The 21733-nt window shown below is 60.7% G+C and carries 20 protein-coding genes; 10 read left to right on the forward strand and 10 right to left on the reverse strand.

Features of this window, described 5'->3' with window-relative positions; genetic code table 11:
- Positions 1-24: 24 nt before the first annotated feature.
- Both ACZ445_RS06160 and ACZ445_RS06165 read left to right on the forward strand, forming a co-directional pair.
- Positions 25-852: an isocitrate lyase/PEP mutase family protein gene (locus tag ACZ445_RS06160; RefSeq protein ID WP_058425315.1), complete on the forward strand. Its 828-nt coding sequence runs from the start codon at positions 25-27 to the stop codon at positions 850-852.
- 3 nt (positions 853-855) lie between these two features.
- A complete protein-coding gene (locus ACZ445_RS06165) occupies positions 856-1554 on the forward strand; it encodes an extensin-like domain-containing protein (RefSeq protein WP_058425314.1) in 699 nt (232 codons plus the stop codon).
- A 3-nt stretch (positions 1555-1557) separates the two neighbouring features.
- Here ACZ445_RS06165 and ACZ445_RS06170 read toward each other — a convergent pair whose 3' ends face one another.
- Positions 1558-2178: a hypothetical protein gene (locus ACZ445_RS06170; RefSeq protein WP_058425313.1), complete on the reverse strand. Its 621-nt coding sequence runs from the start codon at positions 2176-2178 to the stop codon at positions 1558-1560.
- 96 nt (positions 2179-2274) lie between these two features.
- Between ACZ445_RS06170 and ACZ445_RS06175 the strand changes: the two genes are divergently transcribed.
- A complete protein-coding gene (locus ACZ445_RS06175; protein WP_058425312.1) occupies positions 2275-3057 on the forward strand; it encodes a class I SAM-dependent methyltransferase in 783 nt (260 codons plus the stop codon).
- A gap of 45 nt (positions 3058-3102) precedes the next feature.
- On the opposite strand, the gene ACZ445_RS06180 is transcribed toward ACZ445_RS06175, so the two are convergent.
- Positions 3103-3738, reverse strand: coding sequence for a TetR/AcrR family transcriptional regulator (locus ACZ445_RS06180; protein WP_058425311.1), 636 nt, complete (start codon positions 3736-3738; stop codon positions 3103-3105).
- A 93-nt stretch (positions 3739-3831) separates the two neighbouring features.
- Between ACZ445_RS06180 and ACZ445_RS06185 the strand changes: the two genes are divergently transcribed.
- Positions 3832-4932, forward strand: a complete 1101-nt coding sequence (locus ACZ445_RS06185) for an efflux RND transporter periplasmic adaptor subunit (protein WP_058425310.1) — start codon at positions 3832-3834, stop codon at positions 4930-4932.
- Between the two features lie 6 nt (positions 4933-4938).
- Positions 4939-8004: an efflux RND transporter permease subunit gene (locus ACZ445_RS06190; protein ID WP_464704884.1), complete on the forward strand. Its 3066-nt coding sequence runs from the start codon at positions 4939-4941 to the stop codon at positions 8002-8004.
- A gap of 112 nt (positions 8005-8116) precedes the next feature.
- Here ACZ445_RS06190 and ACZ445_RS06195 read toward each other — a convergent pair whose 3' ends face one another.
- The gene (locus ACZ445_RS06195) at positions 8117-8572 is read right to left on the reverse strand and encodes an Lrp/AsnC family transcriptional regulator (protein WP_058425308.1); all 456 of its coding nucleotides are present in this window, start codon (positions 8570-8572) and stop codon (positions 8117-8119) included.
- Positions 8573-8738: 166 nt separating this feature from the next.
- Between ACZ445_RS06195 and ACZ445_RS06200 the strand changes: the two genes are divergently transcribed.
- The 4 genes from ACZ445_RS06200 to ACZ445_RS06215 are packed head-to-tail and all read left to right on the forward strand — an operon-like array spanning position 8739 to position 12147.
- Positions 8739-9503, forward strand: coding sequence for a HalD/BesD family halogenase (locus ACZ445_RS06200; protein ID WP_058425307.1), 765 nt, complete (start codon positions 8739-8741; stop codon positions 9501-9503).
- 45 nt (positions 9504-9548) lie between these two features.
- Positions 9549-10865: a serine hydroxymethyltransferase gene (locus ACZ445_RS06205; protein ID WP_464708088.1), complete on the forward strand. Its 1317-nt coding sequence runs from the start codon at positions 9549-9551 to the stop codon at positions 10863-10865.
- Between the two features lie 22 nt (positions 10866-10887).
- Positions 10888-11505 (forward strand): LysE family translocator, encoded by a 618-nt coding sequence (locus ACZ445_RS06210; protein WP_464708089.1) that lies wholly within the window; start codon positions 10888-10890, stop codon positions 11503-11505.
- A 48-nt stretch (positions 11506-11553) separates the two neighbouring features.
- The gene (locus ACZ445_RS06215; RefSeq protein WP_310862652.1) at positions 11554-12147 is read left to right on the forward strand and encodes a LysE family translocator; all 594 of its coding nucleotides are present in this window, start codon (positions 11554-11556) and stop codon (positions 12145-12147) included.
- Between the two features lie 38 nt (positions 12148-12185).
- Here ACZ445_RS06215 and ACZ445_RS06220 read toward each other — a convergent pair whose 3' ends face one another.
- The 3 genes from ACZ445_RS06220 to plsB are packed head-to-tail and all read right to left on the reverse strand — an operon-like array spanning position 12186 to position 15855.
- A complete protein-coding gene (locus ACZ445_RS06220; RefSeq protein ID WP_071496953.1) occupies positions 12186-12875 on the reverse strand; it encodes a DUF4197 domain-containing protein in 690 nt (229 codons plus the stop codon).
- 22 nt (positions 12876-12897) lie between these two features.
- The gene (locus ACZ445_RS06225; RefSeq protein WP_058425302.1) at positions 12898-13299 is read right to left on the reverse strand and encodes a YbaY family lipoprotein; all 402 of its coding nucleotides are present in this window, start codon (positions 13297-13299) and stop codon (positions 12898-12900) included.
- A 51-nt stretch (positions 13300-13350) separates the two neighbouring features.
- Positions 13351-15855 (reverse strand): glycerol-3-phosphate 1-O-acyltransferase PlsB, encoded by a 2505-nt coding sequence (gene plsB, locus ACZ445_RS06230; RefSeq protein ID WP_464704887.1) that lies wholly within the window; start codon positions 15853-15855, stop codon positions 13351-13353.
- A 182-nt stretch (positions 15856-16037) separates the two neighbouring features.
- On the opposite strand from plsB, the gene ACZ445_RS06235 reads away from it, so the two are divergent.
- Positions 16038-16247, forward strand: a complete 210-nt coding sequence (locus ACZ445_RS06235; protein WP_464704888.1) for a cold shock domain-containing protein — start codon at positions 16038-16040, stop codon at positions 16245-16247.
- A 161-nt stretch (positions 16248-16408) separates the two neighbouring features.
- Here the strand turns inward: ACZ445_RS06235 and ACZ445_RS06240 are convergent, their stop codons facing one another.
- From ACZ445_RS06240 to ACZ445_RS06255, 4 genes are all read right to left on the reverse strand, one after another.
- On the reverse strand, positions 16409-16786 hold the full coding sequence (locus tag ACZ445_RS06240) for a hypothetical protein (RefSeq protein ID WP_058425300.1): 378 nt from the start codon (positions 16784-16786) through the stop codon (positions 16409-16411).
- 54 nt (positions 16787-16840) lie between these two features.
- A complete protein-coding gene (locus tag ACZ445_RS06245; protein ID WP_058425299.1) occupies positions 16841-17650 on the reverse strand; it encodes a putative RNA methyltransferase in 810 nt (269 codons plus the stop codon).
- Complete coding sequence (gene dapE / locus ACZ445_RS06250) at positions 17650-18801, reverse strand: succinyl-diaminopimelate desuccinylase (RefSeq protein ID WP_248486613.1); 1152 nt, start codon at positions 18799-18801, stop codon at positions 17650-17652. Before dapE ends, ACZ445_RS06245 begins: the two co-directional genes overlap by 1 nt.
- Before the next feature lie 190 nt (positions 18802-18991).
- Positions 18992-21583, reverse strand: coding sequence for a glycosyltransferase (locus tag ACZ445_RS06255; RefSeq protein WP_071496948.1), 2592 nt, complete (start codon positions 21581-21583; stop codon positions 18992-18994).
- Positions 21584-21733 lie beyond the last annotated feature (150 nt).

Genomic DNA, 21733 nt, shown 5'->3' on the forward strand with positions numbered 1-21733 from the left:
TCCTTTTTCCGCCAGGAGCCCGACATGGATGCCCAAACCCTTCGCGCCGAAACCTTTAAGGCCTTGCATGAGCGCGACCGTGCGTTCGTGATGCCTAACCCGTGGGACGCGGGCTCCGCGGTGATGCTGGCCAGCCTGGGTTTTGAAGCACTGGCCACCACCAGTGCAGGCTACGCGTTCAGCCTGGGGCGCCCGGATGCCGAAGGCGCGTTGTCCCTGGAGGACACGTTGGTCAATGCCGGCATGATCGCCAAGGCTACCGCGTTGCCGGTGGCCGCCGACCTGGAAAACGGCTTCAGCGACACCCCTGAAGGCTGTGCCCAGACCATCCTGCGTGCGGCGCAAGTCGGCATTGTTGGTGGCTCCATTGAGGACGCCACGGGCATTGCCGCCGACCCGATCTATCCCTTCGATCTTTCGGTCGAGCGTGTGGAAGCCGCCGTCGCCGCCGCCCGCAGCCTGCCTTTTCCCTTCACGCTGACGGCCCGTGCGGAAAACCTCCTGCATGGCCGCCTGGATTTGCCCGACACCATCCGCCGTCTGCAAGCCTACGCCGAAGCCGGTGCCGACGTGCTTTATGCGCCGGCCCTGCGCAGTGCCGAGGAAGTGCTGGCGGTGGTCAAGGCCGTGGCGCCCAAGCCGGTGAATGTGTTGATGTCCGGCGGCTTGAACCTGAGCATGGCGCAGTTGAGCGAGATGGGCGTGCGGCGGATCAGCGTCGGCTCGGCGCTGGCGTTGGCGGCCTACGGCGAGTTCTACCGCGCCGCGCAGGAAGTGTATGAGTTGGGCACGTTTACCTTCACGGAGCGCAAGATGCCGTTCAGTCAGGCCAATCAGTTTTTCAAAGCCTAAGCGGTGCGTTTTTTCAAAGTGCTGGGCACGCTGCTGATCCTGGCGGGTGCCGTTGCCATGAGTGTCTGGCGTGGATGGGTGGCACTACCGGCCGATTGGAATCCGTGGGCGCCGCTGGACGTGCGGGCCACCCCCAACGTGCTGACCCGCTACAAATTGGGTCGTTTGCAGGATGACCCGGCATTGTGCGACCAGGTGCTGCAAACCTCGGGCCTGCGGGTCAGTCATCAGGCGGACTCGCCGGCAGATGCCGCTTGCCCCTTGCGCAATACCTTGCGCGTACAGAGTGCGGCGGTTGGGCTGAGCAGTAGTTTTCTCGCCAGCTGCCCATTGGCGGTGGCGTTCGCCCTGTTTGAGCGTCACAGCTTGCAACCGGCGGCCCAGGCGGTATTCGGCCAGGCAGTGACGCGGGTCGATCACCTGGGCAGCTTTGCCTGTCGCAATATGTATAACCGTGCCGAAGGGCGACTCAGCCAGCATGCGTCGGCCAATGCACTGGATATTGCCGGCTTTCGCCTGGCGGATGGGCGCAGCATCAGCGTGCTCAAGGACTGGCCGGGGGAGGGCGATAAGGCGCGGTTCCTGCGTCAGGTCCGCGACAGTGCCTGTGATGATTTCAATGTCGTGCTGAGCCCGGACTACAACGCCGCGCACCGTAACCATTTCCATCTGGATATGGGGCGTTGGTGGGTGTGTCGCTGAGGATCAGGCAGCCAGGCGCAGGTTCTGGGTGACCAGTGGGCGAGCCCAGTAGTAGTCGAAGTCCAGGGCTTTTTGTTGCGCAACCAGTTCTTCGGTGGGGTACGGCGTGGCGGCTGGAGGCAGCAGGTCCAGTTCGAATTCTGCGATGGGCAGGTGCAGAGGGCGCGGCTCCGGGGCTGGGCCCGGTTCCGGCAGCGGCTGGCCGGCCGTCAGCACGATGGGGCGGACCCAGCCGCTTTCGAAATTCTGCTGGCGTTGCTGGGCGACGATTTCTTCTTCCGGGAACGGTGTGGTGGCGGGCGGCAACAGGTCGGTTTCGAACTCGGCGATTGGCAGGAACAGCGGCTCCGGTGGAGCAATCTCGGTATCCTTCACGTCGCACTCACGCTGGGTGAGGATCTGCGACAGCAGATCGGCGCCTTCACTGGGTTCTACCGTCGGGTCCGCCGGTGCTGGCGACTGCACGACGAGCGCGTCGGGCCCTTCGCCAAGCTGCTCGGCCAGTGCCCGGGCGAAGAAGTCCTGCCACACATGACTCACCCCGGCCAGCGCTTGAGTATTGCGCAGGCCGTAGTGGTTGTGGGTCGGCAGTACACCGATGGTTAGGGGAAGAATGTCTGACATTTTTCTCGGTCGACGCTCAGCTCTGGCAAAATACCTGACTGTTGTTTTTATCGGCCGCTGTTTGCCGATCCTTAATATTTTTGAGCGTAGCGATTGATGAGCGAACAACCAGCGGCCAGCCGCATCCAGGTCGAGGCCTTGGGCGAGGTTTTCCAGGCCCGCGCCGAGCAATGGGCGCAGCGGCTTGGCTTGCCTTTGCAGCAGGCAGATGCGGACTTTTCCCTACAAGTGGGGGAGCATGGCCTGCAATTGCAACAGCTCGGGGCTGACGCGCCAGGGCCGGTACGCGTGGATTTTGTCGAAGGCGGCGCGGCGCATCGGCGCCTCTATGGTGGCGGTAGCGGGCAGATGATCGCCAAGGCCGTGGGCATCGCCCAGGGCGTACGCCCACGGGTACTGGATGCCACGGCCGGCCTGGGCAAGGACGCCTTCGTACTGGCCAGCCTGGGGTGCGACATGAGCTTGATCGAGCGCCAGCCGCTGATCGGCGCCTTGCTCGAAGATGGTCTGGCACGCGGCGCGGATGATTTTGAAGTGGCGCCGATTGTGGCGCGCATGAAGCTGCTCAAGGGCAACTCCATCGACGTGATGAGCAACTGGGAAGGCGAGCCTCCCCAGGTGATCTACCTCGACCCGATGTTCCCGCACCGTGAGAAAACTGCCCTGGTGAAGAAGGAAATGCGCCTGTTCCGGCCATTGGTGGGGGATGATCCCGATGCGCCGGCGCTGCTGGCTGCAGCCCTGGCCCTGGCCAGCCACCGCGTGGTGGTCAAGCGCCCACGCAAGGCGCCGTGCATTGACGGGCCAAAGCCGAGCCATGCGCTGGATGGTAAATCCAGTCGCTATGATATTTATCCGAAGAAAGCGCTCAAACCCTAAGATTGAAAATGCCCTGTGGCAAGCCCGCTCGCCACAGACAATGGGTTACGGCCTGTATGCCCTCATAAACAACCCCACCACCTCTTGCACATGGGCTTCGGCGGCTTCTTCACTCAGTTGCCCGCCGCAGCCATACAGCAAGCAAAAATTCGCCGTGCCCTTGAGCAGGCAGAAGAAATGCTCGGCCGCCGTAAAGGGTTTGTCGATGCTCAGCGCACCGCTCTGGTCGATCTTACCGAGCAGGCGCTCCATGCCCTGCAGCATGCGCATTGGGCCGGCCTCGAAGAAGATCTGCGAGAGTTTCACGTCCTGGTTGCCGGTGGTCATCATCAAGCGATGCAGGTTGACCGATTCTTCACTGTTGATCAGCCGATGGAACCCTCGCGCGATATTCAACAGCACAGTTTGTACGGGTATGCCCTCGGGCAACTCGAAGTACATCACCGGCAGTTGTTCTTCGCACTTGGCCACCACGGCGGCGGTGAACAAGGTCTCTTTATCGTTGAAGTGGCTATAGACGGTCAGTTTCGACACGCCGGCTTCCAGTGCCACCGCGTCCATGCTGGTACTGGCGTAGCCATTGTTCAAAAACAGGATTTTCGCTGCTTCGAGGATTGCCTGGCGTTTTGCCATGTCCTTGGGGCGCCCGGGGCTATTGGTGTTCAGAGGATTGTCGGACATTTTCACCTTTAATACTGGACTGGCGAGTTTGGTATTAATACCATACCCGTCAGTATAATTATTCCTAGCTCTACTTGCGAAAGGTCCTACAGCATGCGCAGTACTTTCCTGCCCTTTGCTTTGCCTGTCAGTTTGGTCGTGCTGTTGGCCGCCTGCGGCCATGAAGAAGCGGCCCAGATTACCATCCGCCCGGCCATGGTGGTGCAGCCACAGCCTTCTTCGCAGTCGATGGACAGCTACCCCGGCGAAGTGCGTGCGCGCTACGAACCGGACCTGGCCTTTCGCATCGGTGGCAAAGTCAGCAAGCGCTGGGTGGAGGAGGGCGAACGGGTCAAGGCCAACCAGCCGCTGGCGGAGCTGGACCCTCAGGACGTGCGCCTGCAGCTGGAAGCGACCCGTGCCCAAGTCGCCGCCGCCGAGGCCAACCTGAGCCTGGTGCGTGCCGAGCGCGACCGCTACAAGACCCTGATGGACCGTCAGATGGTCAGCCGTTCCCAGTACGACAATTCCGAAAACCTCTATCGATCCGGTGAAGCACGCCTCAAGCAGATCAAGGCCGAGTTCGACGTGGCCAGCAACCAGGCCGGCTATGCCGTATTGCGCGCGCCCCAGGACGGCGTGGTGGCCAAGCGTGCGGTGGAAGTTGGTCAGGTGGTGTCCGCCGGGCAAACCGTGTTCACCCTGGCCACCGATGGCGAGCGCGAAGTGCTGATCAGCCTGCCGGAACAAGGTTTTGGCCGCTTCAAGATCGGCCAGCCGGTGTCGGTAGAGCTGTGGAGCCAGCCGGATCAGCGTTTTACCGGGCGTATTCGTGAGCTGTCACCGGCGGCCGACCCCAAGTCGCGCACGTTTGCAGCTCGCGTGGCATTTACCGGCGGCAAGGTCCCGGCTGAACTGGGCCAGAGCGCACGGGTATTCATACAGGTCGACGGCGATGTTCCGTTGTCGGTGCCGCTGTCTGCCCTCAGTGCGGAGAACGGTGCGTCCTACGTATGGCGCGTCCAGCCCGACAACACGCTCAAGCGCACGCCGGTGCGCATTGGTGCCTTCGGTGAAAAAACTGTCCCGGTCCTGGAAGGCCTGGCCCCGACGGATTGGGTGATCGCTGCTGGTGTGCACGTGCTTCACGAGGGCCAGCAAGTGCGCCCGGTGGACCGCTCCAACCGTGTGGTGAATCTGGCGGCCAAGGAGTAGTCCCCGATGGGTTTCAATCTTTCCGAATGGGCGTTGCGCAATCGCCAGATCGTACTGTTCCTGATGATCCTGCTGGCAGTGGTCGGCACCTTGTCCTACTCCAAGCTGGGGCAAAGTGAAGACCCGCCGTTCACCTTCAAGGCCATGGTGATCAAGACCAACTGGCCTGGCGCAACGGCGCAGGAAGTCTCGCGGCAGGTCACCGAACGCATCGAGAAAAAACTCATGGAGACTGGGGAGTACGAACGCATCGTCTCCTTCTCGCGCCCCGGCGAATCACAGGTCACCTTCATGGCCCGCGACTCCATGCATTCGGCGCAGATCCCCGAGCTGTGGTACCAGGTGCGCAAGAAGATCAGCGACATCCGCCAGACCTTGCCGCCGGACATTCAGGGGCCGTTTTTCAACGACGAATTCGGCACCACCTTCGGCAATATCTACGCCCTGACCGGCGACGGTTTCGACTACGCCGTGCTCAAGGACTACGCCGACCGCATCCAGATCCAATTGCAGCGCGTGGCGGATGTGGGCAAGGTCGAGCTGCTCGGCCTGCAAGACGAAAAAATCTGGATCGAGCTGTCCAACCTCAAGCTGGCCACCCTCGGCTTGCCTTTGGCGGCGGTGCAACAGGCGTTGCAGGAGCAAAACGCGGTCTCCACTGCGGGCTTCTTTGAAACCTCGAGTGAACGTGTGCAACTGCGGGTATCGGGCAACTTCAAGAGCGTGGAAGAGATCCGCAATTTCCCGATTCGCGTGGGTGACCGCACCTTCCGCATCGGCGATGTGGCCGACATCCACCGCGGTTTCAACGACCCACCGGCACCACGTATGCGCTACATGGGCGCAGACGCGATTGGCCTGGCTGTGGCGATGCGCGACGGCGGCGACATCCTGGTGTTGGGTAAAGCCCTGGAAGGTGAATTCGCACGCCTGCAGAAGAACCTCCCTGCGGGTATGGAGTTGCGCAAGGTGTCGGACCAACCGGCGGCGGTGAAAACCAGCGTCGGCGAATTCGTGCAGGTACTGGCCGAGGCGCTGGCCATCGTGTTGCTGGTGAGTTTCTTCTCTCTAGGCGTGCGCACCGGCATGGTGGTGGCCCTGGCGATTCCGCTGGTGCTGGCGATGACGTTTGCCACCATGTATTACCTCGGCATCGGCTTGCATAAGATTTCCCTTGGCGCACTGGTGTTGGCGTTGGGCCTGCTGGTGGACGACGCGATCATCGCCGTGGAGATGATGGCGATCAAAATGGAGCAGGGCTACGACCGGCTCAAGGCCGCCAGCTTTGCCTGGACCAGCACCGCGTTCCCGATGCTCACCGGTACGTTGATCACCGCCGCCGGCTTCCTGCCGATTGCCACCGCGCAGTCGAGTACTGGCGAGTACACCCGTTCGATTTTCCAGGTGGTGACCATTGCGTTGCTCGCCTCGTGGGTGGCCGCCGTGGTGTTTGTGCCTTACCTGGGGGAAAAGCTCCTGCCGGACCTGGCGAAAATTCACGCAGCCAAACATGGCACCGATGGTCCTGATCCCTACGGCACACCTTTCTACCAGCGCGTAAGACGTTTGGTGGAGTGGTGTGTGCGTCGCCGCAAAACCGTGATCGTGCTGACCCTGTTGCTGTTTATTGGCTCGGTCGCGCTGTTCCGTTTTGTGCCGCAGCAGTTCTTCCCTGCATCCGGCCGCCTGGAGCTGATGGTCGATCTCAAACTTGCCGAGGGGGCCTCGCTGAGCAACACCGCCGACCAGGTCAAGCGCCTGGAAACGCTGCTCAAGGAACACGCCGGCATCGATAACTACGTGGCCTATGTCGGTACTGGATCGCCGCGTTTCTACCTGCCGCTGGATCAACAACTGCCGGCCGCCAGTTTTGCCCAGTTCGTGGTGCTGGCCAAAACCATCGAAGAGCGCGAAAGCCTGCGCACCTGGCTGATCGAAACCCTCAACGAACAATTCCCCGACCTGCGTTCACGGGTCACCCGCCTGGAAAACGGCCCGCCCGTGGGCTACCCGGTGCAGTTCCGTGTGACCGGTGAACATATCGAAGAGGTTCGCGCGCTTGCCCGTAAAGTGGCGGCCAAGGTTCGCGAAAACCCTCACGTGGTCAACGTGCACCTGGACTGGGAAGAACCGAGCAAGATCGTCTACCTCAATATCGACCAGGACCGCGCCCGTGCCCTCGGCGTGAGCACGGCCAACCTGTCGAAATTCCTGCAGAGCTCGTTGACCGGCTCCAGCGTCAGCCAGTACCGCGAGGACAACGAGTTGATCGAAATCCTGCTGCGCGGCACCGTCCACGAACGCACCGAACTCTCGTTGCTGCCGAGCCTGGCAGTGCCGACGGACAACGGCAAAAGCGTCGCGCTGTCGCAGATCGCCACCCTCGAATACGGCTTCGAAGAAGGCATCATCTGGCACCGCAACCGCCTGCCTACGGTGACCGTACGCGCCGATATCTATGGCAAGGAACAGCCCGCGACATTGGTCCAACAGATCCTGCCGACCCTGGAAGGCGTGCGTGCCGAACTGCCGGATGGCTACCTGCTCGACGTGGGCGGGACCGTGGAGGATTCCGCTCGAGGACAGAACTCGGTGAAAGCCGGGGTGCCGCTGTTTATCGTGGTGGTGCTGACCTTGTTGATGCTGCAGTTGCGCAGTTTCTCACGCACCGCGATGGTGTTTCTGACGGCACCGCTGGGCTTGATCGGGGTGACCTTGTTCCTGCTGGTATTCCGCCAGCCCTTCGGTTTCGTTGCCATGCTCGGCACCATCGCCCTGTCGGGGATGATCATGCGTAACTCGGTGATCCTGGTGGACCAGATCGAGCAGGACATCAAGGCCGGCCTGGCGCCATGGCAAGCAATCATTGAAGCCACCGTCCGGCGCTTCCGTCCGATTGTGCTGACAGCCCTCGCGGCGGTACTGGCGATGATCCCGCTGTCGCGCAGTGTGTTCTTCGGGCCAATGGCCGTGGCGATCATGGGCGGGTTGATTGTGGCGACGGCGTTGACGTTGCTGTTTTTGCCCGCACTGTACGCGGCCTGGTTCAGGGTCAGGAAGCCAGTGCATTAACGTATTGTCGGGCGTGTGTGTTATCGCCGCGCCCGATAACGACTGGATAAAGTGGGAAAAGCCTGAGATCCGATAACTGCTGTTAAAGCCTGAATATCTCCCACGGGTTTACTTAAAGGGCAGGTAGTTTCTTGTCGACAGTTTTTATAATTGACGTATTGGTGTCGGCCAGGGGCGCGATTTTTTGTAATGTCAAATCCAGGTGGCTGACGGAGTCGGTATATAGATGACAGACGAAACTGTCGTCTCCGGTAATTTTATAACAAACCACACACTCCGCCATCGTGGCGAGTAACAGTTCCACCTCTTGGAATTGACCGGTCAGTGGTTTGACTCTGACTAATGCCTGAAGCGTATAGCCCAGCGCCTCGGCGCCCAGTTCTACACTAAACCCGCATATAACACCCGCCATCTCCAGGCGCTTAAGGCGTTCGCTGCAACCCGGCGCAGACAAACCTACCTCTCGACTCAGCGCGCGGATAGACGTGCGGGAATTCTGGTGAAGGGCAGCAATCAGCGCGCGGTCAACCGGGTCTAGTTTGTGGCCGCTCTTTGTAAGCTTTTTCATTAGATGGACCTTACGAACATTGATGAAACAGCATGAAAATCTTACATACCATAGATCTATAAAAAAAGAATGGATTTTTTCAATCGCTCTGCCTATTGTTTTTGCGTGCAGTGATGCGTAGTACTGCGCGGCTATTTCAACGTGATCTATTTGTCGAGGGATTGAAATGAACTACGTACTTGATGAGGCCCGCCTGCAACAACATCACCATAATAATTTTACCGAGGAGAAACTGTTTGCTTTGCGTCATGAGTTTTCTCGCGACGGCTTTATAAAACTGCGTAATATCGTCGATGATGAGCTGCGCGACTTCATCACGTCAGAAGTCAACGGTTTGATTGAACGTCAACTTGAACGTCGCGACTTGCATCTGGCAACTACCGATAACACACCGCGCTACATGAGCGTGGTGCGCAGCGAGTTCATTGCTGAAAACAGTCCGTTGATCAACGCGCTGTCGAAGTCCGAAGTACTGCTGGGTACTTTGTCCCTGATTGCAGGCACGCCAATCGTGGCATCCGTCTCCAAGGACGAGGAATTCCTGATCACCAAACAGGAACGCAAGGGGGATACCCATGGCTGGCACTGGGGCGATTACAGTTTTGCCCTGATCTGGATTATCGAAACGCCTCCGATTGCCAAGGGCGGGATGCTGCAATGTGTGCCTCACACCTCTTGGGACAAATCCAACCCGCGGATCCACGAACTGCTTTGCAGTAACCCGATTAAGACCTACGGCTTCAAGACGGGAGATATCTATTTCCTGCGCACCGACACCACCCTGCACCGCACCATTCCGCTGAATGAAGATGCCAGGCGGATCATCCTCAATATGACGTGGGCGGCAGAAAAGGATCTTGCCCGTAACCTTCAAGGCAATGACCGCTGGTGGGAAAACCAGCACGCCGAGGCCGCAAAAAGCCTGACGTAGGACACGTCTGCCTGGTTGTCAGTTGAACCCATGGGATGCACGATCATGCACGATATCCAATGTCTCCAACGCGCCAATGCCTTGCTTGCACAGGCGCACTCTCATGCAGCCATGGCTGACCTGGTCCGGGCGGCCGTGGCTCGAAATGACCAGTGGCGCGGGCAACAGTGCATCAATCTCGTGGCTGCCGAGTCTCCAACCAGTCCCTCTGTGCGCGCGTTGCTGTCCAGTGAAGTCGGCACGCGCGCCTCAGGTGGGCACATTGGGCGTGACAACCGGTTTTTTTCTGGCATGAAGAATATCGACGAACTGGAATCGCTGTGTGTGGAGCTGTTGAAAACCACCTTGCGCGTCCGGCATGCCGATCATCGATTGCTGGGCGGCATGGCCGCTGTGCTGGCGGCTTACACGGCATTGGCCCGTCCCGGCGACAATGTCATGACCGTTCCGGTGATCAGGGGCGGTGATACCAGCAACCGAACCAATGGACCGCCCGGGGTGCGCGGGCTCAAGGTCTGGGATATTCCCTTCGTACACAAGACTGCGGACATCGATCTCAACCGCTTCAGCGAGGTTGCCCAGGCGTTGAAACCTGCCGTCATCGGGCTGGGCATGACGTTGACGCTGTTCCCCCTGCCCGTGGCAGATATCAAGGGCATCGTCTCGCCCTGGGGAGGCAAGGTCTATTTTGACGCCGCCCATCAACTGGGCTTGATCAGCGCCGGGTTGTTCCAGGACCCACTGGCCGAAGGCGCGGACCTGATGACCGGCTCTTCCGGAAAGACTTTCAGTGGCCCTCAGGGCGGCGTGATGGTGTGGAACGATGACGGGTTGACTGCACCGGTGCATGAGGCGATTTTCCCCACCCTGACCGGCAGCCATCAGATCAACCGGGTTGCGGCGCTCGCGGTGGCGGCGACCGAGATGCTGGCGTATGGGCCGGTCTATATGAAGCAAGTGGTGAGCAACGCACAGGCGTTGGCCCGGCAGTTGGACCTGCGGGGCGTGACGGCCTTTTATCGTGACCAGGGCTACACCCGAACCCATCAGATCGTGATCGATTCAAAACCCTTCGCCAGCGGCCGCGAGGCGGTGCAGCGCCTGGAGGCGGCGAACATCATCGCCAATGAAATGCCGCTGCCTTGGGACGCCAATCCCTACAAGGAAACGGGCATTCGATTGGGCACTGTAGAAGTCACCCGGCTAGGGATGAAAGAGCGGGAGATGGCGTGGATAGCCGAACAGATTGCCAAGGTGCTGTTGCATAAGGAGGACCCGATGGCGGTCGCCAACGGTGTGATCGATTTCATGAAGAACCACAGGACGGTCTATTTCTGCCATGAAAATGGGCTGCCACGCTAAGCCATTGACTCAGGACACTTGTATGCCCGACACGGTCGTTTCCATTTACCAGGCGACGCTGACATTCGCGGTCGCTGCCATCGCCCTGCTGGCCAGCCCAGGTCCGGCCACGCTGGCGCTCGCGGCGAGCGGTGCCGCTTATGGCATGAAGCGTTCGGTTGAGTTTTTCCTGGGCATTACGTTGGGCCTGGTGGTTGCCATGACAGTGGTGGGCACGGGCCTGTATGTGGTGCTGCACAGCTTTCCGGTAGTGGCGACGGTACTGACTGGTATTTCCATTCTGTATATTTTGTCGCTGGCCTATCGCATTGGCACGGCGCCACCCGTCAAGGATGAACAGGCTGTCGTTTCGCCTGGCTGGGGCGCGGGGTTCGTACTGGGGGCCGCTAACATCAAGGCGTATGCGGCGTTTGCGGCGTTGTTGGGCAGCTTCACCCTGGGCACTGCGCCAGCCTGGGAGCAAGCTGCCAAGGCATCGATCTGCCTGTTGGTCTGTGTGGTGTTTGACTTCTTGTGGCTATTGGCGGGCAGCAAGTTGCGCAAGTTGTTTATCCATCCCACTTGGAGTCGTGTACTTAACGTAAGCTTCGCGCTTTTGATGATAGCGACGGTCGCCTGGTCATTCACGCTGACGCAGTAGCGCTATCGGTGGAAAGACGTTTGATCATTTCCGACCGAGGATAAACCCATGTTAGGGACCGTTTCTGCATTGGTGTTGCTGCTGGTAGTGCCCGGCCCTACCAACACCCTGTTACTGCGCGCAGGGGTGTTGTTTGGCTTCGCAGCCTCCTGGCGCCTGGCACTCGTCGAGTGCCTGGCCTATCTGCTTCAAGTGTCGGTATGGGGCGGTGCGCTGCTCTATATTGCCGCTTGGTCGCCATGGGCTGTCAAAGCCACGCAACTGGTCGCCGCCGCTTACCTGCTGTATCTCTCCTGCACGCTGTGGCAGCGCAAGAACAGCGTGGCCAGCCCGACCCGTGACCGTTTTTCAGGGCCCTATTTCTTTTTGCTGACGGTGATGAATCCCAAAGGCTTGCTGATTGTTTCGTTTATCGCGCCGATGGATGCTTTCGTGACGCTACCGGGTTATGTGGCTTTCATGAGTACGCTGGCGTTGGTCATCGTACCCGTGGGGTCTGCGTGGATTCTGTTCGGCAGTCGGTTCGCGGGCATTCGAGGAAACTGGCTGACCCCGCTGAAGATCAATCGGGCAACCTCCATCGCGATTGGCTGTTTTACGGCGATCATGGTGGGGCGACTGGCGGATTCAGTGATGCATTAGGATCGCTCCCCATTGCAGGGAACGATCCTTTCAGGGCATTACAATGCGCCGAACACCTTCTTCGCCAGGCTGGTGGCCGCTGCCGCCGGGTTCTCGCGAATGGTTTCTTCCTGCTTGGCAATCATCTTGAACAACCCGTCCAGTGCCTGCTCGGTCACGTAGTTCTCGACGTTGGCGCTCTTGGCGTCCACCGCACCGAAAGCCGCAGCCTTGCCGGCCAGGGCATTGTACTGCTGCGCCACGCCGACCTTGTCGGTAGCGGCCTTGACAATGGGCAGGAACTTGGCGCGGATCTGTTCACGGCTGCTTTTGTTCAGGTACTGGGTGGCGGAATCCTGGCCGCCGCTGAGGATGCCTTTGGCGTCGGTCACACTCATGTTTTTCACGGCGTTGACCAGGATCGGCTGGGCCTGGGTCACGGCGGTTTCAGCGGCCTTGTTCATGCTGGTTTCCAGCTGCGTGACCTGGTCTCCCATGCCGAACATTTTCAGTTTGTCGGCGACTTTGCCCAGCTTGCCAGGCAGGCCGATCTTCACTTCCGGGTTGTTGCTGAAACCACCGGGTACACCCAGTTGCTTCACGGCGATCTGCGCGCCTTGGGTCAGGGCGTCCTTGAGGCCGCCGCTGGCATCGCCCTGGGACAGGCTGCTGAGGTCCAGGGCCATGGCGTTGGCACCGAGCAGCAGGCCGGCACACAGGGCAGTCAGGCGAAGGGAATTACGGAGCATGGACGCTTCCTTTTTATCGAATTCAGTGGGCCACCGCGTCAACGCGCAGACGCAGTGGTTGAGGATCCTGGCCATTGAGCTGCACAGCGTGCCGCTCGGTGGTGATAAACAGTAGCTTGCCATCCACTTCGATGCGAGCGCTCACCGAGTAGGTGTGGCCGGGTTTGACGTGCGCCGGGTCGTAGTTCAGGTGAAACGGCAGCGGCACCTGGCCTCTGACCGGGCCTTTCTGCTCGGCCAGGGTCACGGCCGGTGCATCTGCCAGGGAAACGTCTTGCAGGCTGACACTCAAGGTTGCGGTTGGCGGCAGGGCGATGCGTTGCAGGTAGAACACTTCGCCATCGAGGCTGGCCTTGGGCGTGGGGCTCATGGACTGGCAGGCTCCGAGCAGGGCGGTGAGGCCCAGGAGGATGATTTTTTTCATGGTACAGCTCCTTTTCAGCGGCGCCGGCATCCAACCGGTGCCTTCTTAAATCTAGCGGCTTTCTTCAGGTTCGACAGGTGCATCCGCTGCGCCATCGACACGGTGCAGGGCCACCTGGCGGATCGACAGGCGAATCTCCGCCGGCAGCACGCGCTTGGCTGCGCCCTCGGCCAGTTCACCGAGCAGGTCGTGGTAGCTCAACTTGCCAGCTTCATCGCGGCGCAGCACATCTTGCTCCAGCAAGGTCTGGATGAAATGTCGGAAAAGGCTCTTGTCGAAGAATTCCGGGGCGTTGAGGCCATGCAGGATCGACAGGCGCTGGGCCATGATCGTGCACAGGTCTTCCAGCTCTTCGGCGCTGATGCTGTTCTGGCCGCTGTTGAGCAGCAGCGAAATCGCCATGTAGAAGCGTTGCAGGGTCTGGGCGATGCTCTTGGACAGCAGCGTCAGCAACACAAAGTGCCGTGAACTCGGCGCCGGGCGCAGGTACACGTTGTTTTCGAAACGCAGCAGGCCTTGCTCGACGAAGGCTTCCAGCCATTGGTCGATCACGCTGTCGAGTTCGTCCAGCGACCAGCGGATAAACAGCTCCGACTGCAGGTACGGGTACAGCGCGTGGGTGTAGCGCAGGATCTGCTCGCGGCTCATCCGCGAGCTGCTCTGGAAGAAGCTCGCCAGCAGCGCCGGCAGGGCAAAGATGTGCAGCACATTGTTGCGGTAGTAGGTCATCAGGACGGCGTTCTGCTCGCCCAGGTACAGAATCTTGCCCAAGGCATCGCTCTGTTCTGACAGCAAATCCATGTCTTTCACATGCTTGATCAGCGCCAGGCCATCGCCCTCGGGCAAGGTGGTGTGGGGCGAGTAGGGCACACGGCGCAGCAATGCCAGGTACAGGTCCAACTGGCGCGCCATGGCTTGTTCGTCCAGGGCCAGGCGCGTGGTGGACAGCAGCGCCAGGGCGACCAGGTTGACCGGGTTCACGGCAGCGGCTTCGTTCAGATGGCGCGCCACCTGTTCGCCGAGGCGGTTGGTGGTTTCGTTGAGCCAGGCCGGCTTGTAGTTCGGCCCCAGTTCCTGGGCGCGCCAGTCCGGCTGTTCGCTGTCGAGGAATTCGGCCAGTTTGATCGGCTCGCCAAAGTTGACCGCGACCTGGCCAAAGCGCTGCTTGAGCGCGCCGACCACTTTGAAAATATCGAAGATCGACTCTTTCTTCTTGCTCGCACCGCGCAGCTCGCCGAGGTAGGTGCGACCTTCGAGCACGCGCTCATAGCCGATGTACACAGGCACGAACACGATAGGCATGCGCGAGGAGCGCAGGAAGCTGCGCAGGGTGATCGCCAGCATCCCGGTCTTCGGCTGCAACATGCGCCCGGTGCGCGAGCGCCCGCCTTCGACGAAGTACTCCACCGGGAAGCCCTTGGTGAACAGGGTGTGCAGGTATTCGTTGAACACCGAGGTGTACAACGGGTTGCCCTTGAAGGTGCGGCGCATGAAAAACGCACCGCCACGGCGCAGCAGGCTGCCGATCACCGGCATGTTCAGGTTGATCCCGGCGGCGATGTGCGGTGGGGTCAGGCCATTCTTGAACAGCAAATAGGACAGCAGCAGGTAATCGATATGGCTGCGATGGCAAGGCACGTAGATCACCTCGTAGCCCTGGGCAACCTTCTGCACACCTTCGATGTTGTTGACCTTGATGCCGTCGTAGATCTTGTTCCAGAACCAGCTCAGCACCACTTCGAGAAAGCGTATCGCGGTGTAGGTGTAGTCCGAGGCGATTTCGTTGCCGTAGCGCAACGCCTGGGCCTTGGCTTTTTCCGGGCTGATCTTTTCCCGTTCAGCCTCGTCGATGATGGCCTGACGCACCAGCGGCATGTTGACCAGGCCCTTCACCAGATTGCGCCGGTGGGACAGATCGGGACCGATCACCGCCGTCTTCAGGTTACGAAAGTGCACACGCAGGATGCGCTGGGCCATGCGCACCGTGCGTTCGTGCCCTTTATTGTGCTCGATCAATTCACGCAGGTTGATTGGCGCAGAGAATTGCACACGGGTCTTGCGACCCAGGATCAGGATGCTCAACAAGCGACGTAGACGCCCGGTGACCGCCCAGCTGTCGGCAAACAACAGCTTCCACGGGCTGGACTCGCTCTCGGGGGACTGGCCCCAGAACACGCTGACCGGAATGATTTGTGCATTCTCTTCGGCGTGTTCGCTGAGGGTATCCACCAGGCGGGTCAGCGTGGGCGGTGCGCCGCGCTTGTCCTGGCGGCCGAGCCAGTCTGGCTCCGGGGTGAGGTAGAAGAACGCCGCCGGTTCCATCAGCGGGCCGACCGACACCGGCAGCACCGGACGCGGCAGGCCGGCCTTGGTGCACTCGGCATCGACCACGGCCAATTCGGTGAGGGAGGGCGATTGCAGGACGTAGAACACCGGCCGGCTGCGGTCCAGGTTAAGGGTTAGGGACGACTGGTTGATCGTCTCCGAGCGAACCCAGAGGTACAACAGTCGGCGCAAGGTGCCAAACACTAGACGGCGGAACGGGGAGCGGGTCATAGGCGTGCTGCTTCAAGTGGAAAAAACCGAGCAGGCGCTCGGGCGAGTAGTGTGCCGTATTCGCCGAAAATCGGCAAAAAAGCAGCGAAGTAAACTTGAGTTGATCGTTTTTGAGCCTGTCTTATACTCGGCAGTTCAATGCGACTGACTCAACAATAAAAAACAGTGGGAGCAAAAACAGAATGGCAACGCGTGAAACCGGCAATGTGAAGTGGTTCAACGATGCAAAGGGCTATGGCTTCATTCAACGCGAAGACGGCAAGGATGTGTTTGTGCATTACCGTGCCATTCGCGGTGAAGGCCACCGCTCCCTGGCCGAGGGCCAGCAGGTGGAATACGCCGTGGTGAGCGGCGATAAGGGGTTGCAGGCGGAGGATGTGGTGGGGCTTTAGGACCACGCAAAACCAATGTGGGAGGGGCGGTGCGACGATTCGACTTGCCCCCGATTGCAGTGTGTCAGTCAGCTAATCTGTTGCTGATATACCGCTATCGGGAGCAAGTCGAATCGTCTCACCGCCCCTCCCACATTGTGATTGGGTTCGCACATCAAGGGTTATGCGGTTTTCCAGGTAATCTGCTCTTCACCGTCCACGCTGATCCGAATCCAGGTATCGGCGCTTTCTTCGCCTTCTTCCTCGACCCAGGTCCCCGGTGCACAACGCACTTCGACGTTCAGCGCAGCAAACGCAGCACGGGCACACGCAATGTCGTCGTCCCACGGCGTCTGGTCACTTTCCAGGTACAGGCTGTTCCATTTGCCAACGGCTTTGGGCAGCCAGGTGACCGGCACGTTGCCAGCCTTGCACTTGTAGGTCTGGCCTTTCTGGACCCAGTCGGTGCACGGGCCCAGGGCGGCGCCCAGCCAGGCGGCAATGGCCTTGTGGTCGACGTCGGCGTCCTTCAGGTAAATCTCGATATCGGGTTGGCGCATGGATGTTCCTCGTTGCGGGATTCGAAAATCCATTCGCGGGTATTGGAAAGGTGTTTATTGAAGCACGAAATAGTCGTAGCGCATCGACACGGTGACCACCAACGGCTCGGCCGCCTCGATCACGTGTGCACGGCGCTCGGCACTGGCACGCCAGCCGTGAGGTGTCATCGCCAGCAGGTTGGCGCGGTCCTGGGGGGCGGCCAGGCTCAGCGTGAATTCCAATGTTTCGCTGTGGGCCAGGCTCATGCCGTCCGGCACCAGGGCCAGGTGCTTGTCGTCGGTGTATTCACGCACTTCGTCGTACAGGCGCTCACGCAGTTCCATCAGGTGGCCGCTGGTCGGGCCGACCTTCATCAAACCGCCGCCGGGGCTGAGCAGGCGCTTGGCCTCCTCCCAGTCCAGCGGGCTGAACACGCTGGCGAGAAACTGGCAGCTGCCTGACGCCAACGGCACGCGGGCCATGCTGGCAATCAACCAGGTCAGCGCCGGGTTGCGCTTGCACGCACGCTTCACCGCTTCCTTGGAAATATCCAATGCGTAGCCATCGGCGTGGGGCAGGGCTTCAGCGATCTGTGCGGTGTAGTAACCCTCTCCACAGCCGATATCGACCCAGCGCTGCGGCGCGCGCTCAGCGGCGAGTTCGGCCAGGCGCCTGGCCACCGGGGCGTAGTGCCCGGCGTTGAGGAAGTCGCGGCGCGCTTCGACCATCGCCAGGTTATCGCCCGGGTCGCGGCTGTTCTTGTGCTGCACCGGCAGCAGGTTCAGGTAACCCTGGCGCGCACGGTCGAAACGATGCCCGGCCGGGCACGCCACGCCATTGTCCACCGCGTTGAGCGGGGCGTTGCAAAGGGGGCAAGCGAGCATCAGGCGAGCAACTTGATCAGGGTCTGGTAGTAGATTTCGGTCAGCACGTCGAGGTCGCTGGCGAGGATGCGCTCATTGACCTGGTGGATCGTTGCGTTGACCGGACCCAGCTCAACCACCTGGGTGCCGAGGGTGGCGATGAACCGTCCATCGGAGGTGCCACCGCTGGTGGACGCCTGGGTCTCACGCCCGGTGATCGCCTTGATGCTGGCGGATACCGCATCCAGCAGCGCGCCCGGTTCGGTGAGGAACGGCAGGCCCGACAGCGCCCACTCCACGTGCCAGTCCAGGCCGTGCTTGTCGAGAATCTGTGCAACGCGCTGCTGTAGACCTTCGACGGTGGACTCGGTGGAGAAACGGAAGTTGAACACCGCCGTCAGGTCACCGGGGATCACGTTGGTCGCGCCGGTGCCGGAATTGAGGTTGGAGATCTGGAAGCTGGTCGGCGGGAAGAAGGTATTGCCGTCATCCCAGTGCTCGGCGGCCAGTTCGGCCAGGGCCGGCGCGGCCAGGTGGATCGGGTTCTTCGCCAGGTGCGGGTAGGCTACGTGGCCTTGCACGCCACGCACGGTCAGGGTGGCGCCGAGGGAGCCGCGACGACCGTTCTTGACCACGTCGCCCACCAGCGTGGTGCTAGACGGTTCGCCGACGATGCACCAGTCCAGGCGTTCCTTGCGTGCCGCCAGGCGTTCGATCACAGCCTTGGTGCCGTGGTGCGCCGGGCCTTCTTCATCGCTGGTGATCAGGAAAGCCACCGAACCCTTGTGGTCCGGGTAGTCGGCGACAAAACGCTCCGACGCCACCAGCATGGCCGCCAGGCTGCCTTTCATGTCTGCCGCACCACGGCCGCAGAGCATGCCGTGTTCATCGATCAACGCGTCGAACGGGTCGTTCTGCCACGCCTGCACCGGGCCGGTCGGTACCACGTCGGTGTGGCCGGCAAAGCACAGCACCGGGCCATCGTGCTTGCCATGGGTGGCCCAGAAGTTGTCCACGTCTTCAATGCGCATCGGCTCGAGCGCAAAACCGGCGTCGCCCAGGCGCTGCATCATCAGCTTCTGGCAATCGGCGTCGATCGGCGTCACCGAGGGGCGACGGATCAGGTCGATGGCAAGTTGAAGGGTCGGCGAAAGGTCGGCATGGGCCGTCATGGGAAACTCCGGAAGCATGTGATGGGCGCAGGACGTAAAGGGCGCAGATTCAGTGTGGGAGGGGCGGTGCGACGATTCGACTTGCCCCCTCCCACACAAAGCATTGGCCTGGGCCAAGACTCATAAAACGGCCGTTATCTTATAGCAAAACGGCGGCCAGAGGCCGCCGTTTAGTGCATTGCGCAAGTTTTTACGCCGCCGGTGCGGGTTCTGCTGCCGCCGCCGGTTTCGGCAGCGAAGACAGGAACGCCATGACCAGCGCCGCCACATACGGCAGCGACTGCACCAGCAACATCACTACCCAGAAGCGGATGTCATTGCTCGGCAGGCCCTGCACCAGGTAGATCCCCAGCGCCGCGCCCCACAACAGCAGCATGATGAACATTTCTTCGCGGGCTTCGGAAATCGCCACCCAGAAGCCGTGGTTATCCGCGTTTTTCGGGGTGCGGAAGAACGGGATGCTGGTGGTGAAGAAGCCATACAGCACCGCCTTGGCGATGGTGTGGGACAACGCCAGACCGGCCAGGGCCGCGCAGAATGCATCCTTCAAGTTCACGCCTACCGCACGCCGGTAGAGGAAAATGATCTTGCCCACCTTGAACACGAACAACGCCAACGGCGGGATCGCAAAAATCAGCAGCGGCGGGTCGACCCGCGTCGGCACGATGATCATCGCCGCCGACCACAGCAGCGCGCCCACGGTAAAGAAGATGTTCATGCCGTCCGCCACCCACGGCAGCCAGCCCGCCAGGAAGTGGTAGCGCTGGCCACGGGTCAGCTCGGTGTCCTTGCCGCGCAACAGGCTCGCGGTGTGGCGCTTGATGATCTGGATCGCGCCGTAGGCCCAGCGGAAACGCTGTTTCTTGAAGTCGATAAAGGTATCCGGCATCAGGCCCTTGCCGTAGCTGTCGTGGTAATACGCCGCCGACAAGCCTTTCTCGAACACCCGCAGGCCCAGTTCGGCGTCTTCGCAGATGCACCAGTCAGCCCAGCCCAGCTCTTCGAGCACCGAGCGACGGGTCATGGTCATGGTGCCATGCTGGATGATCGCGTCGCGGTCGTTGCGGGTGACCATGCCGATATGGAAGAAGCCCTTGTATTCCGCGTAGCAGAGCTTCTTGAAGGTGCTTTCGTTCTGATCGCGGTAGTCCTGCGGCGACTGCACCACGGCAATTTTCGGGTCGGCGAAGTGCGGCACCATGTGCTTGAGCCAATTCGGCGATACGCAGTAATCGGAGTCGATCACCGCGATCACTTCGGCATCCTTGGCAGTGTGCGGGATCAGGTAGTTCAGTGCGCCACCCTTGAAACCGGCCAGGGGCGCGACATGGAAGAACTTGAAGCGCGGCCCCAGGGTTTCGCAGTAGTCGCGCACCGGCTCCCACACGGCCGGGTCCTTGGTGTTGTTGTCGATGATCAGGACTTCGTAGTCCGGGTAATCAAGGGCGGCCAGGGCGTCGAGGGTCTGTTTGACCATCTCCGGCGGCTCGTTGTAGCACGGCACATGGATCGACACTTTCGGGCGGTAGTCCGAATCCCCCTCGACCGGCAGGAATTCGCGCCGGCGCTTGTGGGTCCAAACCGCTTCCGCCAGTTCATGAGCTTCAGTCAGCAACACGATAAACACGCCCAGGGCACCGAGGGCCAGGAGAATGCCCACGGTGACGCTGAACCAGGTGCTGTATTGCTGGCTGTAGTCGTAGCCGATCCACACCAGCACCGAACCGCACAGGAACGCGATAAAGGTCAGGAAGGTGCGGCCACGCTGGCGCAGGGCCGAGCCGTCGATCATCAGCAGGGTCAGGGACAGCAGCGCGAGCACCACTGAGCCGATCGCCAATACGCGCCATTGCGGGATCGCGACAACTGGGCCTTCAAAGTTGAATTTCTGCTGGCGCGCGGCGTTGTATACGCCCCAGTAAGCGCCGGCCGAGCCTTCGTCGCTGACTTTCCATGGCTGATCGAAGGCCTCGATCACGAAGTAGTTGTAGCCCTGGCGGTTCAGCTTGTTCACCAGCGTGCGCAGGTAAATCGCCTGGTCGGCCGGGGAGGTCTCATTGCCGCCGCGCATGCGGCCGTTGCTCGGCCAGCCCACTTCCGACAGCAGCAGCGGCTTTTTCGGGAACAGTTTCTTCAAGTCCCTGGCACGGTCGAGTACGTACTGGCCGGCCTTGTCCATCGGGATGTATTCCCAGAATGGCAGGATGTGCGCGGCAATCAGGTCGACGTGCTTGGCCAGTTGCGGGTTCTTTTCCCAGATGTGCCACTGCTCGGAGGTCGTCACCGGCACTTTCACGGCGGCGCGCACCCGGTCCAGCAGCACAATCAGCGCCTCAGGGGTGATTTCTTCCCGGAACAGCGCTTCGTTACCCACCACTACCCGCACTACACTGCGCGAGCTGTTGGCGATTTCGATGGCGCGCTGGATTTCCCGCTCGTTGCGTTCCAGGTCCGGGCTGATCCAGATCCCCAGCGTCACGCGCAGGCCGAACTCTTCCGCCAGCTTGGGGATGTCCCCCAGGGTGCCGTCGACCGAGTAGGTACGGATGTTGTCCGTCAGCTTGCTCATGATCGCAAGGTCTTGACGCATCTGGTCGTCGGTCGGGTACTGGTCTTTCTGTGGGAACTGGCCTTGCTGGAATGGCGAGTAAGAAAAACCGGAAATCTGTTCAGGCCAGTTGGGGGTGGTGACGGGGCGGTTGATCAGCGCCCAGAAGCCGGTGAACAGCGCGGCGATTGCCAGCACGATCACCAGGTTGAGTCCAAATTTACGCGATGCCATGGCTATTTCGGGTTCCAAAAGGTGTGGAACGAAAAGAGGTGTCGGCCTGCGCCGAACGGCGCGCATCCTACACCGGCGCTTCCCTGACCGTACAGCAAGCAGAGAAAAACCGGACATTAGTCAGCGAAAGGCCATCTTAGTTCTTAACTT

The organism is Pseudomonas allii (genome assembly GCF_055380095.1).

Excerpts from the sequence above, each read along its gene's own strand:
- ACZ445_RS06225 (WP_058425302.1), bottom strand. The coding sequence starts at position 13,299 with ATGAAAAAAATCATCCTCCTGGGCCTCACCGCCCTGCTCGGAGCCTGC.
- ACZ445_RS06235 (WP_464704888.1), top strand. The coding sequence starts at position 16,038 with ATGGCAACGCGTGAAACCGGCAATGTGAAGTGGTTCAACGATGCAAAG.
- ACZ445_RS06170 (WP_058425313.1), bottom strand. The coding sequence starts at position 2,178 with ATGTCAGACATTCTTCCCCTAACCATCGGTGTACTGCCGACCCACAAC.
- ACZ445_RS06200 (WP_058425307.1), top strand. The coding sequence starts at position 8,739 with ATGAACTACGTACTTGATGAGGCCCGCCTGCAACAACATCACCATAAT.
- ACZ445_RS06210 (WP_464708089.1), top strand. The coding sequence starts at position 10,888 with ATGCCCGACACGGTCGTTTCCATTTACCAGGCGACGCTGACATTCGCG.
- ACZ445_RS06180 (WP_058425311.1), bottom strand. The coding sequence starts at position 3,738 with ATGTCCGACAATCCTCTGAACACCAATAGCCCCGGGCGCCCCAAGGAC.
- ACZ445_RS06220 (WP_071496953.1), bottom strand. The coding sequence starts at position 12,875 with ATGCTCCGTAATTCCCTTCGCCTGACTGCCCTGTGTGCCGGCCTGCTG.
- plsB (WP_464704887.1), bottom strand. The coding sequence starts at position 15,855 with ATGACCCGCTCCCCGTTCCGCCGTCTAGTGTTTGGCACCTTGCGCCGA.
- ACZ445_RS06205 (WP_464708088.1), top strand. The coding sequence starts at position 9,549 with ATGCACGATATCCAATGTCTCCAACGCGCCAATGCCTTGCTTGCACAG.
- ACZ445_RS06175 (WP_058425312.1), top strand. The coding sequence starts at position 2,275 with ATGAGCGAACAACCAGCGGCCAGCCGCATCCAGGTCGAGGCCTTGGGC.
- ACZ445_RS06190 (WP_464704884.1), top strand. The coding sequence starts at position 4,939 with ATGGGTTTCAATCTTTCCGAATGGGCGTTGCGCAATCGCCAGATCGTA.
- ACZ445_RS06240 (WP_058425300.1), bottom strand. The coding sequence starts at position 16,786 with ATGCGCCAACCCGATATCGAGATTTACCTGAAGGACGCCGACGTCGAC.
- dapE (WP_248486613.1), bottom strand. The coding sequence starts at position 18,801 with ATGACGGCCCATGCCGACCTTTCGCCGACCCTTCAACTTGCCATCGAC.
- ACZ445_RS06255 (WP_071496948.1), bottom strand. The coding sequence starts at position 21,583 with ATGGCATCGCGTAAATTTGGACTCAACCTGGTGATCGTGCTGGCAATC.
- ACZ445_RS06185 (WP_058425310.1), top strand. The coding sequence starts at position 3,832 with ATGCGCAGTACTTTCCTGCCCTTTGCTTTGCCTGTCAGTTTGGTCGTG.
- ACZ445_RS06195 (WP_058425308.1), bottom strand. The coding sequence starts at position 8,572 with ATGAAAAAGCTTACAAAGAGCGGCCACAAACTAGACCCGGTTGACCGC.
- ACZ445_RS06215 (WP_310862652.1), top strand. The coding sequence starts at position 11,554 with ATGTTAGGGACCGTTTCTGCATTGGTGTTGCTGCTGGTAGTGCCCGGC.
- ACZ445_RS06160 (WP_058425315.1), top strand. The coding sequence starts at position 25 with ATGGATGCCCAAACCCTTCGCGCCGAAACCTTTAAGGCCTTGCATGAG.
- ACZ445_RS06245 (WP_058425299.1), bottom strand. The coding sequence starts at position 17,650 with ATGCTCGCTTGCCCCCTTTGCAACGCCCCGCTCAACGCGGTGGACAAT.